At 61.2% G+C, this 13832-nt stretch carries 12 protein-coding genes; 2 read left to right on the forward strand and 10 right to left on the reverse strand.

Features of this window, described 5'->3' with window-relative positions; all coding sequences use genetic code 11:
* Window positions 1-12 precede the first annotated feature (12 nt).
* The 5 genes from Q9451_RS19150 to Q9451_RS19170 all read right to left on the reverse strand — a co-directional run bounded on the left by Q9451_RS19150 (window position 13) and on the right by Q9451_RS19170 (window position 4493).
* Complete coding sequence (locus tag Q9451_RS19150) at window positions 13-375, reverse strand: hypothetical protein (protein WP_012271857.1); 363 nt, start codon at window positions 373-375, stop codon at window positions 13-15.
* Window positions 376-392: 17 nt separating this feature from the next.
* On the reverse strand, window positions 393-1562 hold the full coding sequence (iacA, locus tag Q9451_RS19155) for an indole-3-acetate monooxygenase (protein WP_012271856.1): 1170 nt from the start codon (window positions 1560-1562) through the stop codon (window positions 393-395).
* A gap of 518 nt (window positions 1563-2080) precedes the next feature.
* Complete coding sequence (gene catA, locus Q9451_RS19160) at window positions 2081-3016, reverse strand: catechol 1,2-dioxygenase (protein ID WP_012271855.1); 936 nt, start codon at window positions 3014-3016, stop codon at window positions 2081-2083.
* A 43-nt stretch (window positions 3017-3059) separates the two neighbouring features.
* Complete coding sequence (catC, locus tag Q9451_RS19165) at window positions 3060-3350, reverse strand: muconolactone Delta-isomerase (protein ID WP_003256111.1); 291 nt, start codon at window positions 3348-3350, stop codon at window positions 3060-3062.
* 21 nt (window positions 3351-3371) lie between these two features.
* Entirely contained in the window at window positions 3372-4493 is a 1122-nt protein-coding gene (locus Q9451_RS19170; protein ID WP_012271854.1) for a muconate cycloisomerase family protein, read from the reverse strand.
* A 135-nt stretch (window positions 4494-4628) separates the two neighbouring features.
* Between Q9451_RS19170 and catR the strand changes: the two genes are divergently transcribed.
* Window positions 4629-5501 (forward strand): HTH-type transcriptional regulator CatR, encoded by an 873-nt coding sequence (catR, locus tag Q9451_RS19175; RefSeq protein ID WP_012271853.1) that lies wholly within the window; start codon window positions 4629-4631, stop codon window positions 5499-5501.
* Between the two features lie 32 nt (window positions 5502-5533).
* Here the strand turns inward: catR and Q9451_RS19180 are convergent, their stop codons facing one another.
* The 4 genes from Q9451_RS19180 to Q9451_RS19195 all read right to left on the reverse strand — a co-directional run bounded on the left by Q9451_RS19180 (window position 5534) and on the right by Q9451_RS19195 (window position 12244).
* Entirely contained in the window at window positions 5534-6349 is an 816-nt protein-coding gene (locus Q9451_RS19180) for a DUF6708 domain-containing protein (RefSeq protein WP_223296408.1), read from the reverse strand.
* Window positions 6342-9590, reverse strand: coding sequence for a T6SS effector BTH_I2691 family protein (locus Q9451_RS19185; protein ID WP_345960709.1), 3249 nt, complete (start codon window positions 9588-9590; stop codon window positions 6342-6344). The genes Q9451_RS19180 and Q9451_RS19185 overlap by 8 nt, the downstream gene beginning before the upstream one ends.
* Window positions 9591-9732: 142 nt before the next feature.
* Window positions 9733-11136 carry an amino acid permease gene (locus Q9451_RS19190; protein WP_012271850.1) on the reverse strand — a complete coding sequence of 468 codons (1404 nt, stop codon included), beginning with the start codon at window positions 11134-11136 and terminating at the stop codon, window positions 9733-9735.
* Window positions 11137-11212: 76 nt separating this feature from the next.
* A complete protein-coding gene (locus tag Q9451_RS19195; protein WP_012271849.1) occupies window positions 11213-12244 on the reverse strand; it encodes a histone deacetylase family protein in 1032 nt (343 codons plus the stop codon).
* Between the two features lie 124 nt (window positions 12245-12368).
* Here Q9451_RS19195 and Q9451_RS19200 point away from each other — a divergent pair, with 124 nt between their 5' ends.
* Window positions 12369-12851: an Lrp/AsnC family transcriptional regulator gene (locus Q9451_RS19200; RefSeq protein ID WP_012271848.1), complete on the forward strand. Its 483-nt coding sequence runs from the start codon at window positions 12369-12371 to the stop codon at window positions 12849-12851.
* Window positions 12852-12889: 38 nt separating this feature from the next.
* Here Q9451_RS19200 and Q9451_RS19205 read toward each other — a convergent pair whose 3' ends face one another.
* Entirely contained in the window at window positions 12890-13801 is a 912-nt protein-coding gene (locus Q9451_RS19205; protein WP_012271847.1) for a LysR substrate-binding domain-containing protein, read from the reverse strand.
* Between the last annotated feature and the right edge of the window lie 31 nt (window positions 13802-13832).

The following is a 13832-nucleotide window of genomic DNA, read 5'->3' on the forward strand; positions in this document are numbered from 1 at the left end:
TTATTCCTCTTCTCAGGCGCGCTGGATGATCAGTTCACGGCCAACACGGGCCTCGACCTTGGCGTAGCGCCACAGCTTGTAAGGCCCCTCGCCCACCGCCGTGGTGCGGAACAGGTTGCAGGCGGCGTGCACGGCCTCGATGTTGGGCACATCGGCCAGCAGGTAGGTGGTCCAGGGGAAGCCATCGGACGGCCCGACCATGGCTTGGTCATCGTCCATGTTGCCCAGCACGCGTACCCCGGGCAGGTCGTGGATGCCGTTCCACATGGCGCTGAAGGCGGCCCACACCTGCAGTTGCTCTTCACGCGGGGCATCGAAGAAGTTCTGGTTGATGCCCATGCAGAACAGCACGCGCAAGGCTTTTGTGTCGCTCATGACAAATCTCCCGAGGGTTACAGGTAGCCCGGCAGGGGCTGTTTGCCGAAGAACATGGCTCCGGCGTTCTGGTAGGTGACGTCGCCCATGAAGGCGTGCTGGGTGACCACTTGCGCATCGTTGACGCAGCGCGCCAGTGGGCTCTCGTTGTAGATGCCAGTCATGCCGGACAGCAGTTGCGCACTGCGCGCCACTTCGGCGGCAACGCGCGCGGCATGGGTCGAGGACAGGCGCAGCAGGTTGGTCACCTCGACCGGCACCGGGTCGCCAGCCAGCACATGCCCCCAGGCCTGCTCGATGGCTTCGTAGAAGAAGGCCCGCGCCGAACGCAGGGCGGCCTCGGCCTTGGCCACGTCCACCTGGGCCAGCGGCCGGTCGGCCAGGGCCGGGGCGCCGGTGACCGAAATGCGCCCGCTGGCCATGCCCGACAGCTCGTCCAGTGCGGCGCGGGCAATGCCCAGGCCGACCACCGACAGCACCTGGGTGGCGAACGACAGCGACGGGTAGCGGAAGAACGGCTCGTCCAGGTTCGGCTTGCCGCCGCGCACGAAGGTCCACTGCTCGCCCACCCGCACATCCTCGACCACCAGGTCGTGGCTGCCGGTGCCGAGCAGGCCGACGGTGTCCCAGGTTTCTTCGATGCGCGCCTGGCTGCGCGGCAGCACCGCCAGGCGCGGCAGGTCGAGCTTGTCGCCGTTGCGCGGGGTGATACCGACGCCAACGATATCGGCGCCCATCGAGCCGCTGGAGTACTTCCAGCGGCCGTTGACCTTGAAACCGCCGGGCACGGTTTCGGCCGGCTGCGGCGGGAAGATGCCACCGGCGAACACGGTGTCAGGGCTGTTGCCGTAGATTTCGGCGATGGTATCCAGCGGCAGCGCCGCCAGGTACACCGGGCTCATGCCGAAGCTGGCGACCCAGCCGGCAGAGCCGTCAGCGTGGGCGATGCGCTCGATCATTTCGCAGAAGGCCGCTGGCGAGCACTCCAACCCACCAAAGCGCTTGGGCACCAGGGCGCGGTATACGCCATGTGCTTTGAACGCATCGATCACGTCGCGGGAAATATGGCGCTGGCGATCGAACTCGCCGAGGCGGGCACGATCACGAACGCCGTCAAGCAAGGCCTCGAAAGCAGGGCCGCAGGCAAGCGCCGACAGGGGCGCGTCACGCAGGCAAAGCGAATCCATGGACTATCTCCGTCTCAGGCGCGGTTCGGGTGTTGAGGCTGGGAATGGCGGGCGGCGCTGGCCACTGGCAAGCACCGGCCACGCGGGGAAGCGAAGGCAGGTTGGGGCGGCATATCTGTCTCTCTTGTTTTGGGTGCCGGTGACAGATATTTGCGATTATTTACGTGAATTGTCAATTGAATTTTCACGCTAAAAACAAAGAAAATCACCTCACTCATTTGCGCTTGAAAACAGATAAAACCACGTTAATCGTTGATTTATGTGGGTTTTTATAAGAAACAGATAGACCTGAGCTCACGCGCAAGCGAAAAATATTTAGACCACTTTTCACGTAATTCGGCGAGGGATATTTCGAAAGGACCAGAGGGGGGAAACAGAAGGGAAATGCAGATGGATTTTCAGCGGACAGCAAAAAGCCCAGGCCCTCCCCGCACGGAAAGGCCCAGGCAAAAAACACAGTGAAAGACGCTCAGAATGCCGGGGGCTGCTGCGCAGCCCCAACGTTCTGCGCCTGGTACTCAGCCTTCCTGCAACGCACGCGGCCGGTGGCTGCGCGCCTCGGCCTCCGGCGCCGCGGCCCCCTGCAGGTGGAAGTCGAACGAAAGCTCGGCAAAGCGCTCGCCTTGCACGCCACGGTCACGCGCCGCCGCCGCATCTTCGACAAAGCGCAGCTCGCCAATCAGCCCGTCACGGGTGGCGTAGGCAAAGTCGTCCCACAGGTACTTGTCACCCTCGAAGTTGATCTGCGTGGTCAGGTGGCGGTACCCCGGCGCCGAGATGAAGAAGTGCACATGCGCCGGGCGCTGGCCATGACGGCCGAGCAGGTCCAGGCATTCCTGGGTCGGCCCCTGCGGATCGCAACCATACCCCGACGGCACGATCGAACGTGCACGGTAGCGGCCCTCGGCATCGGTGATGATGCGCCGGCGCAGGTTGTAGTCGGACTGGGTCGAGTCAAAGTACGAATAGGTGCCCTGGGTGTTGGCATGCCACAGGTCGACGGTGGCACCGGCCAACGGCTTGCCGTCGGCATCGAACACCTGGCCCTGGAGGAACATCACCACACCTGGGTCGGTGCCGTCGTCCATGCGCACTTCGCCTTGCGCCAGCGGCGCCCCGGCGACGTACAGCGGGCCTTCGATGGTGCGCGGAGTGCCGCCAGCAAGGCCGGCTTCGGCGTCCTTGGCGTCTTGCAGCAGGTCGAGGAAGTGCTCGATGCCCAGGCCAGCAGCCAGCAGGCCCGCCTCGTTACGGCCGCCCAGGCGGTTGAGATAGTCAACGGCGTGCCAGAACTCGTCTTCGGTGATCTCCAGGTCTTCGACCAGGCGTGCAGTGTCTTGCAGCACGCGCAGGATGATCTGCTTGAAGCGCGGGTTGCCTTCGGCGTGGTCCAAGCCAGCCACCTGCTTGAAGAAGGCTTGAATGTCGGCAGTGTGGGAAACTTTCACGGTCATCGTGCTTACCTCATATTGTTCTTGTCAGGTAGACAGGTGCGAATCAGCGGTCGTCGCTGTGGATCGACGAGGGATGCCGGCACAGGCCGTCGACCTCGATGTCCATGTACGGGAACAGTGGCAGCTGCATCAGCGTGTCATGCAGCGCCTCGACGCTGGGCACATCGAATACGCTGTAGTTGGCGTAGTGCCCGGCAATGCGCCACAGATGGCGCCAGGTGCCTTCGCGCTGCAGGCGCTGGGCCAGTTCCTTTTCGTCGGCCTTGAGCTGGGCGGCCTTGGCCGGGTCCATGTCGACCGGCAGTTTCACGGTCATCTTCACGTGGAACAGCATGGTTATCTCCTTGCTTGCTTATCAGCGACGGGCGAAGCGCGCCAGGCGCTGTTCGTCCAGGGTCAGGCCCAGGCCTGGGGTATGGGGGATGTGCAGTTGGAAGTCGCGGTACTGCGGCGGCTCGTTGACGATTTCCTCGGTCAACAGCAGTGGCCCGAACAGCTCGGTGCCCCAGGTGAGCTGGCGCAGCGTGAGGAAGGCATGGGCCGAGGCCAAGGTGCCGATCGAGCCCTCGAGCATGGTGCCGCCGTACAAGGCGATGCCGGCGGCCTCGGCGATCTGCGCGGTGCGCAGCACGGCGCGCGGGCCACCGTTCTTGGCGATTTTCAGGGCGAAGATGCTGGCGGCGCCGTCGGCGGCCAGGCTGAAGGCGTCTTCGACGCTTTCGATCGACTCATCGGCCATGATCGGTGCCGGGCTGCGCTGGTTCAGGCGCACCTGGCCACCGCGATTGATGCGCGAAATCGGTTGCTCGATCAGGTCGATGCCGTTGTCGCCCAGTACCTGGCAGGCACGAATGGCCTGGGACTCGTCCCAGTATTGGTTGACGTCGACACGCACGCTGGCGCTGTCACCCAGCTCACGCTTGATCGCCACCACGTGTTTGAGGTCCTGCTCCACCGGGTTGGCGCCGATCTTCAGCTTGAACACACGGTGGCGGCGGATTTCCAGCATGTGCTGAGCTTCGGCGATGTCGCGGGCGGTGTCGCCGCTGGCCAGGGTCCAGGCCACTTCCAGGCTGTCACGCACACGGCCGCCCAGCAGCTCGCTGACCGGCAGGCCCAGGCGCTTGCCCTGGGCGTCGAGCAAGGCGCTTTCGAGGCCGGACTTGGCAAAGGTGTTGCCCTTGGCCAGCTTGTCCAGCTTGAGCATGGCGGCATTGATGTTGTCTGCCGGCAGGCCGATCAGCGCAGGTGCCAGGTGCGCGTCGATATTGGCCTTGATGCCCTCGGGGCTTTCGTAGCCATAGGCCAGGCCGCCGATGGTGGTGGCCTCACCGATACCTTCCACGCCATCGCTGCAGCGCACGCGCAATACCACCAGGGTCTGCTGCTGCATGGTGTGCATTGCCAGCTTGTGCGGGCGAATGGTCGGCAGGTCGACGATAATTGCCTCTATACGTTCAATCAGCGCACTTGTCATTGTTGCCAGGTCCCGTCAGATCGGGCTGCCAGTTGCAGGCCCGAATGGTGCATTTACTTGATTGTTCAAGGATTGCGCGAGACCCTGATGACAGTCCAATATCAAATGAATCTCCCACCATACCCTGGAGGTCTGATGGAGCTGCGCCACCTGCGTTACTTCAAGGTTCTGGCCGAGACCCTGAACTTCACCCGCGCCGCCGAGTTGCTGCACATCGCTCAACCGCCGTTGAGCCGGCAGATCAGCCAGCTGGAGGACCAGCTCGGCACCCTGCTGGTGGTGCGCGAACGCCCGCTGCGGCTGACCGAAGCGGGTCGCTTCTTCTACGAGCAGACCTGCACCGTGCTGCAGCAGTTGCAGAACATCAGCGACAACACTCGTCGTATTGGCCAGGGCCAGCGCCAGTGGCTAGGCATCGGTTTTGCCCCCTCCACCCTGTACAACGTGCTGCCAGAGCTGATCCGCGAGCTACGTCAGGACAGCGAGCTGGAGCTGGGCTTGAGCGAGATGACCACGCTGCAGCAAGTGGAAGCGTTGAAGACCGGGCGCATCGACATCGCCTTCGGGCGCATTCGCATCGATGACGCGGCCATTCAGCAACAGGTACTGCGCGAAGACCCGCTGGTGGCCGTGCTGCCCAAGGGCCACCCGCTGGCGGGCAGCCCGCTCAGCCTGGCCCAGCTGGCGGGCGAAGCGTTCATCCTCTACCCGGCCAACCCTCGGCCCAGTTATGCCGACCATGTGCTGGCGCTGTTCGCGCAGCACGGCATGAGTATCCGCGTCAGCCAATGGGCCAACGAACTGCAGACCGCTATCGGCCTGGTGGCTGTAGGTGTAGGGATAACCCTGGTGCCGGCGTCGGTACAGCAGCAGCATCGCACCGATATCGAGTATGTCGGTTTGCTGGATAGCGGCGCGGTCAGCCCGATCATCCTTAGCCGGCGCAAGGGGGATGTGAGCCCGGTGGTGCAGCGGTGCCTGGCGTTGATTGCGCAGCAGGCAGTCTGAGTGAACAGCACAGGGCCTTGGGGGCAAGCGTTTTAGCGGACATCGTTTGTTGCGGGTGCACTGCGAGATTCAAGGTCGATTTCCGTTGGCCACCGGACCTTGGGTGCTAGGCGATGCATGGGGCTAAGACCATCGTCATCGTTCCAGTCCCGGGGGGGATGGACGAACTTCGGAAGGGCTTCGGGGCCTTGCTGCATGAACAGCCGGGCGATGGCCCAGTAGGCCTCGCCTTGGTAGAGGTCGTGGGTAAAAATGAAGCGGTCGATTACTTGGTCAGTTATGGGATTGCGAACTGACAGCATGACGTTTTCGATCAAACCTCCACAGCCTGGGGCGTAAAACCGATAGACCTCAGCTGTCAGGTCGTCCCAGTTGTAGACCACAGGTTTGACGCCCCAGCGTATGCGGCTGAATACGTAGAACCGATCGAAACGGTAGCGATACACATAGATTTTTCTGCGCAATCTATTGAAACGTATCGGTTCATCACGAGGAAGCACAAAGTCCAACTTCACGTAAGGAATAAAACTCCAAGCCATAGCAAAACCCAAGATCATGAACAAAAAATCCAACCTCCCTCCCTTCCCCTCCGAGAACGCTACAAGCATATCGTAGAAAACCCACAGCGACAGCCACACACCCACCACCAATGTTATAGAGCCAATCAAAACACCAACGCCTCTCACACTAATGGTACGTGTCGAAAGCTCGATATAATTCTCGTCTAGCTGATTGGGTGCAGGCTCAACATCTTCCAAACTCCATTTCCTTTCCGGCAGCTCACCCACACCTGGCAGGTCATATTTCCAACCTATGCCGCGCACAGGCAAATAATCAAATTTATTCATTTTCACTCCGCATCGTCACTTGAACGAAAGCATCTGACACACCTCGATCCGGCCAATACGCCAAGGCGAGGCTTGCAGCCAATATACTGTGCCCAGCCAAAATTTTAATCAGCTCTATCTCGCCAAAGATGTGCTTCCATGAGATTTTGTTGCCTTTCGCGTCGACGGTATGCTTGATCTCCTCCTTGGCAAACGCACGCTCATGTTTGTAATCAGGTATATGAGGTGGATTGAAGCTATCAAATACCAGCCCCTGAATTTTGGAATTTACGTGCGTGGAGCACAACCCTCCTTCCGCCACCGCCTCCCCACCAAAAAATTCAGGATAAACCCCATCTCCAACCCGGTGGACCGTTAACACCCATCTATAGACGGAGGCCTCACCAAAACAAGGCATAATTATCTGAAATTTTATTCTCTGCTCGCTGGAAAGGTAGGCAAACCCTCCTATTTTTTCCCCAATGTTTGGCATTGCCGGACGCGTTTCAAACCCTACCTTTGCTTGAACGCCTAACGTAGCTGCGTTCAGTTCAGCAAACGCCATATCAGCGTGCTCGGGCATATTCCAATGGATAGCTGGTAGCTCATCGGCCCTGCCAAAATAACAGCGCCTTACCCATAACTCCAACTGAGTCGATTCATGTTTCTCGGCCCATTCACTCAAACCGTAAGCCGCCAGCGCAAACACGACAGCTAATCCAAGCGGCCCCAGTATGAAAGGATAAAATACAGCTAGCGCGGCAGCGCCGGTTGCAAAAACATAGCTCCCTGCTGCCAACTTATACAGATTAGCGGCAGTCTTATCACCTGCTGCTTCAGCTCGGCGCATAGCAAAGTACATTTGCACTGCGTCAAATGCACCTGTCACCGCACTTAGTAATGCGCCTAGCTTAATAATTGCTTGCCCCGGCAGGGCAGGTGTCCGCGTCGCACCTGAATTCTCGGCATTGACCACTACCCTGCCATTTAATGATATTGCGGCTGCCCTGACGGATAGTCCGACCGCCTCTACCCCACCACTTAACAAGCCAAACCCAGAAGCATATAAAGCCATCACAGACTCCTTGGATTTAGGCCCCACCTCCATGTCGGCTTTTTCCAGGTTTTTTTTGAGGCTGTTACTTTGCAAGTACAGCCCTCCAATCGCCAGGAGCAACTCCCAACTTCCCGCCACACCGCGCAAGCCGCGAAAGCCGGTTCGCACCAACTGCGCCGCCTGCTGCGAAGTGATCCTCATCCCCTGCAACACCTTGCGCGCATTCGCCTCCAGCGTCCCCGCCGCCACCGAGACATCCACCAAGGCTATCTGTGCCGCGCTGCTGGCCTGAGTCACCTTCATATTGGCCTCTTCAAACAACCGGCCACGCACCTCTTCAGCCGTGCCTTCGACCCACACCGTCACGCTGATCATGGTGTTGGTGAACCGTGGGTCGAGCACTGCCAGGCTCATCAACCCATGCTGGATGATCGGGCGCACCTTGCGGAACGCCTTCATCGAGCCAAATTCGAAGTCATCGATGCTGCGATGCATCCGGTCCCGTGCCTCGGCGATAGAGGCATTGGCCTTGTGCTGCAATTCGCGCAGGTGGGCACTTTGCAAGGCGTAGTACTCGCCCAGCTTCATCTTCACTTCCAGTTCGATCAGGTGCACGCCGTTGTAGAGGAACTGCGTCGCGCTGTTCAGGTGCCGCACGGCTTTTTGAATGCCAGGGAGCACGTTGGGCGCCAGGCGCTGGCTGGCCGCGTTGAGCGCGCTCTGCGTTTCGGCGATGGCCTGTTTGAGGGTGTTGCGCATGCGCAGGCCCGCGTCGTCGCTGGCAATGATCTTGCTCAAGATGCCGTAGAGCTTGTCGCTGTCGTTCCAGTTGATGGCTTCGGCAGCGGTAAAACTGGGCAGCAGCCCGGCCAGCAATGCACGGTCCCGCATCAACAACGCGCGGTAAGGTGGGCTGTCGGGGTCTTGCAGCCATTTCAGCCAGAGCGTTTCGCTGGTGCCGGCCGCTGGCACCGTACCAAGCACCACGGCCTCGGTAATACCGCCCCCCAGGCACAACGCCATGGTCTTGGCATACGCCACGCCAGACTCACGATGATCACCGTCGTAATCGTACTGCTCGGCCACCTTGAACATGGGCGTGTCGAACAGTGCGGCATACGCACGGGCGTCCTTGTCGATGTAGCGCTGGAACTCGGCTTCCTGCTGGTCGTATTCGGCCTGGAACGCCGCCCGTTGCGGTTCGTGGTAGCGCTCTTCAAGCCGCTCGTCACTTTCCAGCTGCGCACGCTCGACCAGGCGCTGACGCTCTACTGCCGGATCCACGAACACCGGAGGCCCGTCGCCGGTCATTGGCTCCAGCGACGGTATTTTCTGTGCCGCCCACTCCCGGTGCGTCGCGCGAATGATCTGCAGAATTTGTGAAGTCTGCAGTTGATACGCCCGCATGGGCTCTTCGCGCCAGACTTGACGCTTCACCACCCAGTTCAGTCGTTGATGGTTGTACTCCTGAATCAAGCCAACGGTGTCGTCGAGCACCACCGCCAGCACACCGCTCTCCAGCTTGTGCCGGTTCATCGCGTTGACCAGGTACCCCTTCAGTGCAAACCGGCGCAGCCAGCGGGTGTAAAAGCCATGCGCACTGTCGAACGGCGAACACCCGTGCTGCGCGTACTCGAACACCTCCTTGTCGATTTGCAGGTTGTCAGGCGTCATGGCGATGCCCAGCAATTCGGGGTTGTTGCGCGCCGGAGTCAGGTCCAAACCCTCAAAGCGATGCGCAGGTGCCGTGCCGCGTTTGTAGGCATTCAGCACGCTCACCGGCCAAGGGTCGCTCGAAAAGGCCAGCCAGGCGCTGCCATAGCGGTCGGTATCGATGTTCAGGAAAGATGAGGGAATGTCGTGGTTTTCATTCACGCACTTTTCGGGGAGTGGTGCGGGCAGGCCGTCGGAAGGTTCGTAGGGGTTGAAGCGGCGCAGGTGGCCCTGCTCGCTGACTTCGTAGGCATGCCAGACCTGTTGGTCCAGCAGCACGTACAGGTAGCCCATGCGCAAGGTGCGCAGGCCCATTTTCGTCGAAACATGTAGGCTGCCGGCAACAGTGGTGACACAACCAGGACGTGCATCCGGCACTAAGGCGCGGCGCAGTGGCAGAATCGGCAGGCCTTGCCGCTCGCAGGACATGCACTGGTCGTGCGGCAGCCCGGCTTCGGCTACCGCAATGGCGATACGTTGGCTAAGGGGCATAAGCGACCTCGCGTAGAAAGGGACCCTGATGGTCCCTGAACCCTAACGAGGAATCGCTTGCCGGAGGCTCAGTGGGCTTCCTAAAAACCTGTAGGAAACTTCTCTAAATCAACCACTGGACGGTCACGCCACTGTCGGCTCATTAATTGTGCTCACGGCGACGATGGTAAGCCACCAGCAAAAACACGAACCACAACGGCATCACGCATAGCGCCAACCGGGTATCCGGCTGCAGCGCCAGCAGCACCAGCACAAAGCCGAGAAAGCCCAAGGTCGTGACTGCCATCGGCACCCCGCCCGGCAACTTGAACAGCGAGGCGTCGTGCGCAGCCGGGTTGAGTCTGCGATAAGCCAGGTACGCAGCAAGGATCATCGACCAGGTGAAGATCACCAAAATCGCCGACACCGTCGAGATCAGCGTGAACACGGTCATCACCTCGGGAATGATGAACAGCAAGCTCAACCCGATCAACATGCACACCCCGGAAAACACCAGGCTGTACACCGGCACGCTCAGTGCCGAAAGCCTGGCGAACAGGGCCGGTGCGTTACGCCGCTCGGCCAGGCCGAACAACATCCGGCAACCCGAGTACACCCCACTGTTGGCCGATGACGCAGCTGACGTCAGCACCACGAAATTGATCATGCCCGCCGCCGCCGGAAAACCCGCCAGCAGGAACAGTTCGACGAAGGGGCTGCGGTTGGCCGGCACTTCGGCCCACGACACCACGCTGATGATGCACACCAGCGCCAGGATGTAGAACAGCAGGATGCGCAGCGGGATGGTGTTGATCGCCTTGGGCAGCGAGCGATGCGGGTTCTTGGCCTCGGCGGCGGTGGTGCCGATCAGTTCGGTACCGGCGAAAGAAAACACGGCAATCTGGAACCCGGCAAAGAAACCGCTGATGCCATGGGGCAGCACCGCACCCGGCGCGACCACGTTGGACAGCGAGGCGACCACACCATTGGGCGAGGTATAAGAGGTAGCGATCATCACCGCCGCCGTGATGATCAACAGCACGATGGCGACGATCTTGATGATACCGAACCAGAACTCCACCTCGCCGAATATGCGCACCGCCAGCAGGTTCAACCCCAGCAGCACGAACAGGGTGAAGAACGCGGGTAGCCAGGCCGGTGCATCGGGGTACCAATACTGAAAGAACCCCGCCACCACGACCACGTCGCCGACCACCGCCACGCTCCAGCTCAGCCAGTACGACCAGCTCAGCACAAAGCCGGCGCGCGGGCCCAGGTAATGGGCAACGATGTCGGCGAACGACTTGAAGCGCAGGTCGGACAACAGCAGCTCGCCCATGGCGCGCATCACGAAGAAGACGAAGAACCCGAGGATGGCGTAGACCAGAAGGATCGAGGTACCGGACAGCGCGATCACCTTGCCCGACCCCATGAACAGGCCGGTGCCGATGGCGCCTCCGATGGAAATCAGCTGGATGTGGCGGTTTTCCAGCGTGCGTTGCAGGTGCCCGTCACGGGCGGGCTCTGCCGGTTTGCTTTGCTCAAGGCTTGCGGACATGTCTTGCATGGGCGACCTCTTGTTATTGTTGGTCTGGCTAGTCGTGCTGTGCCGTGGCCAGCGTGGCCACGGCTTGTCGCGGGGCTTAACGCGCGCTTTCGAAGCCTTGCAGGGTGTTCACCGCGTTGATGCCGATCTCATCGACCATGTAGCCGCCTTCCATCACGAACAGGGTCGGGATGCCAGCACTGGCGATCTCGGCGCCCATGCGCAGGAAGTCTTCACTGGTGAGTTTGAAATGGCTGATCGGGTCGTCCTCGAAGGTGTCGACGCCAAGCGACACCACCAGGTATTCGGGCCGATGCGCAACGATGCGCTTGAGCGCGTCCTGCAGGGCCAGCTGGTACTGCGCCCAGCGCGTGCCTTTGCCCAGCGGGTAGTTGACGTTGAAGCCTTCGCCTGCGCCCACACCCTGCTCATGGGCGTAGCCGGAAAAGTACGGGTAGGACACGTGAGGGTCACCATGCAGGGAGGCGAACAGCACATCGGGGCGATCGTAGAAGATGTTCTGCGTGCCGTTGCCGTGGTGGAAGTCCACGTCCAGCACGGCCACACGCTTGGCGCCCTGGCTCAGGCAGCGCTCGGCGGCGATGGCAGCGTTGTTCAGGTAGCAATAGCCGCCCATGTATTCACGCGCCGCATGGTGCCCAGGCGGGCGGCACAGGGCGAAGGCACTGTCGGCACCGTCGATGATGCGCTGCATGCCGGTCAGGGCAACGTTGGCGCTGCTGCGTACCGCCTCCCAGGTGCCAGCGGTGATCGGCGCACCGGCGTCCATGGCGTAGAAACCAAGCTTGCCGTCGATGAAGCCGGGCTCACGGTCGATGGCCAGGTCACGCACCGGCCACACCAGCGGCAGCGCGTCGTGGGTCTTGCCGGTGGCGGCCCATTCCTGCCAGGCGTTTTCCAGGAAGCTCACATAGCGTTCGCTGTGCGCCGCCACGTAGCAGGCACGGTCGAACGCCTGCTCGGCGATGACATCGCCCAGGCCGGTGCCGAGCACCCGGGCCAGCACGGTGTCGGCACGCTGGGGGTTTTCAAACGATGGCGTTATCGCGCCGTCCTTGAGTTCCGAGCCATGGTGCAAGCGGTGGTTGTTACTAAAGACTGTCAGCACGCGAATATCCTTTTTCAAGGGAGTTACCGGGTAACCAATTTTCGCGAGAGACCGCTGGAAATGCTTTGCTTTATGCTCAGCCAAACCGGATTCTTTAGCAAAGTATTCACAGGACCACCAAGCCATGAGCAAAGCTTTTGCTATCGAAGAATTGGACGAGACCGATCGCGAGCTGCTGCGCCTGTTGCAGGCGGACGGCACCCTTTCGAGCGCGGCACTGGGCGAACGCCTGTCGATGACCGTGACACCCTGCTGGCGTCGGCGCAAAAGGCTGGAAGAGCTGGGCATCATCAAGGATTACCAGGCCAACCTCGACCGCAGGAAATTGGGGTACGACGTGATGGCATTTGCCCAGGTGCGCTTTGGCAACCACTCGGCCAATGCGCCGGACGAGTTCGAGCAGGTGATTCTGAAGCTGCCGCAGGTGCTGTCCTGCCACAAGGTGACCGGTGAGGCCGACTATGTGCTGACCGTACTGGCGACCGACCTGGAGAGTTATGGGCGGTTTGTGGAAGAAGTGTTGCGCCGGCAGCCGGGGATTGCCTCGATCCAGTCCAGCCTGGCGTTGCGCGAAGTGAAAGCGGTTTCGCGTGTACCCGTACCCTGAAGGCCGCTCCTATACAAAGCGCGCGTCAGGGCCAGTGTCTACTCTGGCAAGCTATACCGCTCGGCAAAGTACTGCCGGAAAAAGTCCACCGCCACCCGCACCTTGGCCGAACTGGCCAATGGTGAGGTGTACACCGCCCAGATATCCGCTGGCTGGTGATAGTCCTCCAGCACCTGGACCAGGCGCCCATCCTGCAGGCTGTCGTGCACATCCCACCACGAGCGCAGCAAGATCCCGCGCCCGTCCAGGCACCACTGGTGCGCCACTTCGCCATGGTTGGTCGACAAGCCGCCGGTGACCCGCACGCCTTCCTCACCGTCCGGCCCCATCAACTGCCACACGCCAAACGGGTGATCACGTTCCTTGATCACCAGGCAGTCATGGCTGGCCAGTTCGCCCAGCACCTTGGGCGTACCGCGCCGGGCCAGGTAAGCCGGCGCGGCGCACAGTACCCGGCGGTTACGCGCCAGCGGCTTGGCGATCAGGTTGGGCGCAATGGCGTTGCCCACGCGGATGTCCAGGTCGACGCCTTCGGCAATCAGGTCCACCAGCCGGTCGTGCACGTCCAGGCGAATGTCCAGGCGCGGGTAACGCTCGGCCAGCTCCGACAAGGCCGGCGCCACGAAGCGGCGGCCCAGGCCAAGGCTGCTGGCAATGCGCAATTGCCCGGCCGGCTCACGGTGCTGGGCACTGATGTCATCGCCCATGCGCTGCACCGCATCGAATATCTGCAGCGCCCACTGATACACCCGCTCACCCTCCTCGCTCACCGTCACCCGCCGGGTGGTACGGTGCAGCAGGCGCACTTCCAGGGTTTGCTCAAGCATGCGGATGCGCTTGCTGATGTACGCCGCCGACATGCCCAGCTCGTCCGCGACGGCGGCAAAGCTGGCGCGCTTGGCCACCTGAAGGAAGATATTGAGGTCGTCGAGGCTGGGCAGATTATTCACGTATCGTGTTCCAAGAATCCATGATTGGCCA

This window comes from Pseudomonas sp. NY8896 (assembly GCF_039634505.1).

What these genes read in the sequence shown, in the direction of transcription:
- Q9451_RS19150 (WP_012271857.1), bottom strand. Translation starts at nt 375, where the DNA reads ATGAGCGACACAAAAGCCTTGCGCGTGCTGTTCTGCATGGGCATCAAC.
- Q9451_RS19170 (WP_012271854.1), bottom strand. Translation starts at nt 4,493, where the DNA reads ATGACAAGTGCGCTGATTGAACGTATAGAGGCAATTATCGTCGACCTG.
- catA (WP_012271855.1), bottom strand. Translation starts at nt 3,016, where the DNA reads ATGACCGTGAAAGTTTCCCACACTGCCGACATTCAAGCCTTCTTCAAG.
- Q9451_RS19190 (WP_012271850.1), bottom strand. Translation starts at nt 11,136, where the DNA reads ATGCAAGACATGTCCGCAAGCCTTGAGCAAAGCAAACCGGCAGAGCCC.
- Q9451_RS19185 (WP_345960709.1), bottom strand. Translation starts at nt 9,590, where the DNA reads ATGCCCCTTAGCCAACGTATCGCCATTGCGGTAGCCGAAGCCGGGCTG.
- catC (WP_003256111.1), bottom strand. Translation starts at nt 3,350, where the DNA reads ATGCTGTTCCACGTGAAGATGACCGTGAAACTGCCGGTCGACATGGAC.
- catR (WP_012271853.1), top strand. Translation starts at nt 4,629, where the DNA reads ATGGAGCTGCGCCACCTGCGTTACTTCAAGGTTCTGGCCGAGACCCTG.
- Q9451_RS19180 (WP_223296408.1), bottom strand. Translation starts at nt 6,349, where the DNA reads ATGAATAAATTTGATTATTTGCCTGTGCGCGGCATAGGTTGGAAATAT.
- Q9451_RS19200 (WP_012271848.1), top strand. Translation starts at nt 12,369, where the DNA reads ATGAGCAAAGCTTTTGCTATCGAAGAATTGGACGAGACCGATCGCGAG.
- iacA (WP_012271856.1), bottom strand. Translation starts at nt 1,562, where the DNA reads ATGGATTCGCTTTGCCTGCGTGACGCGCCCCTGTCGGCGCTTGCCTGC.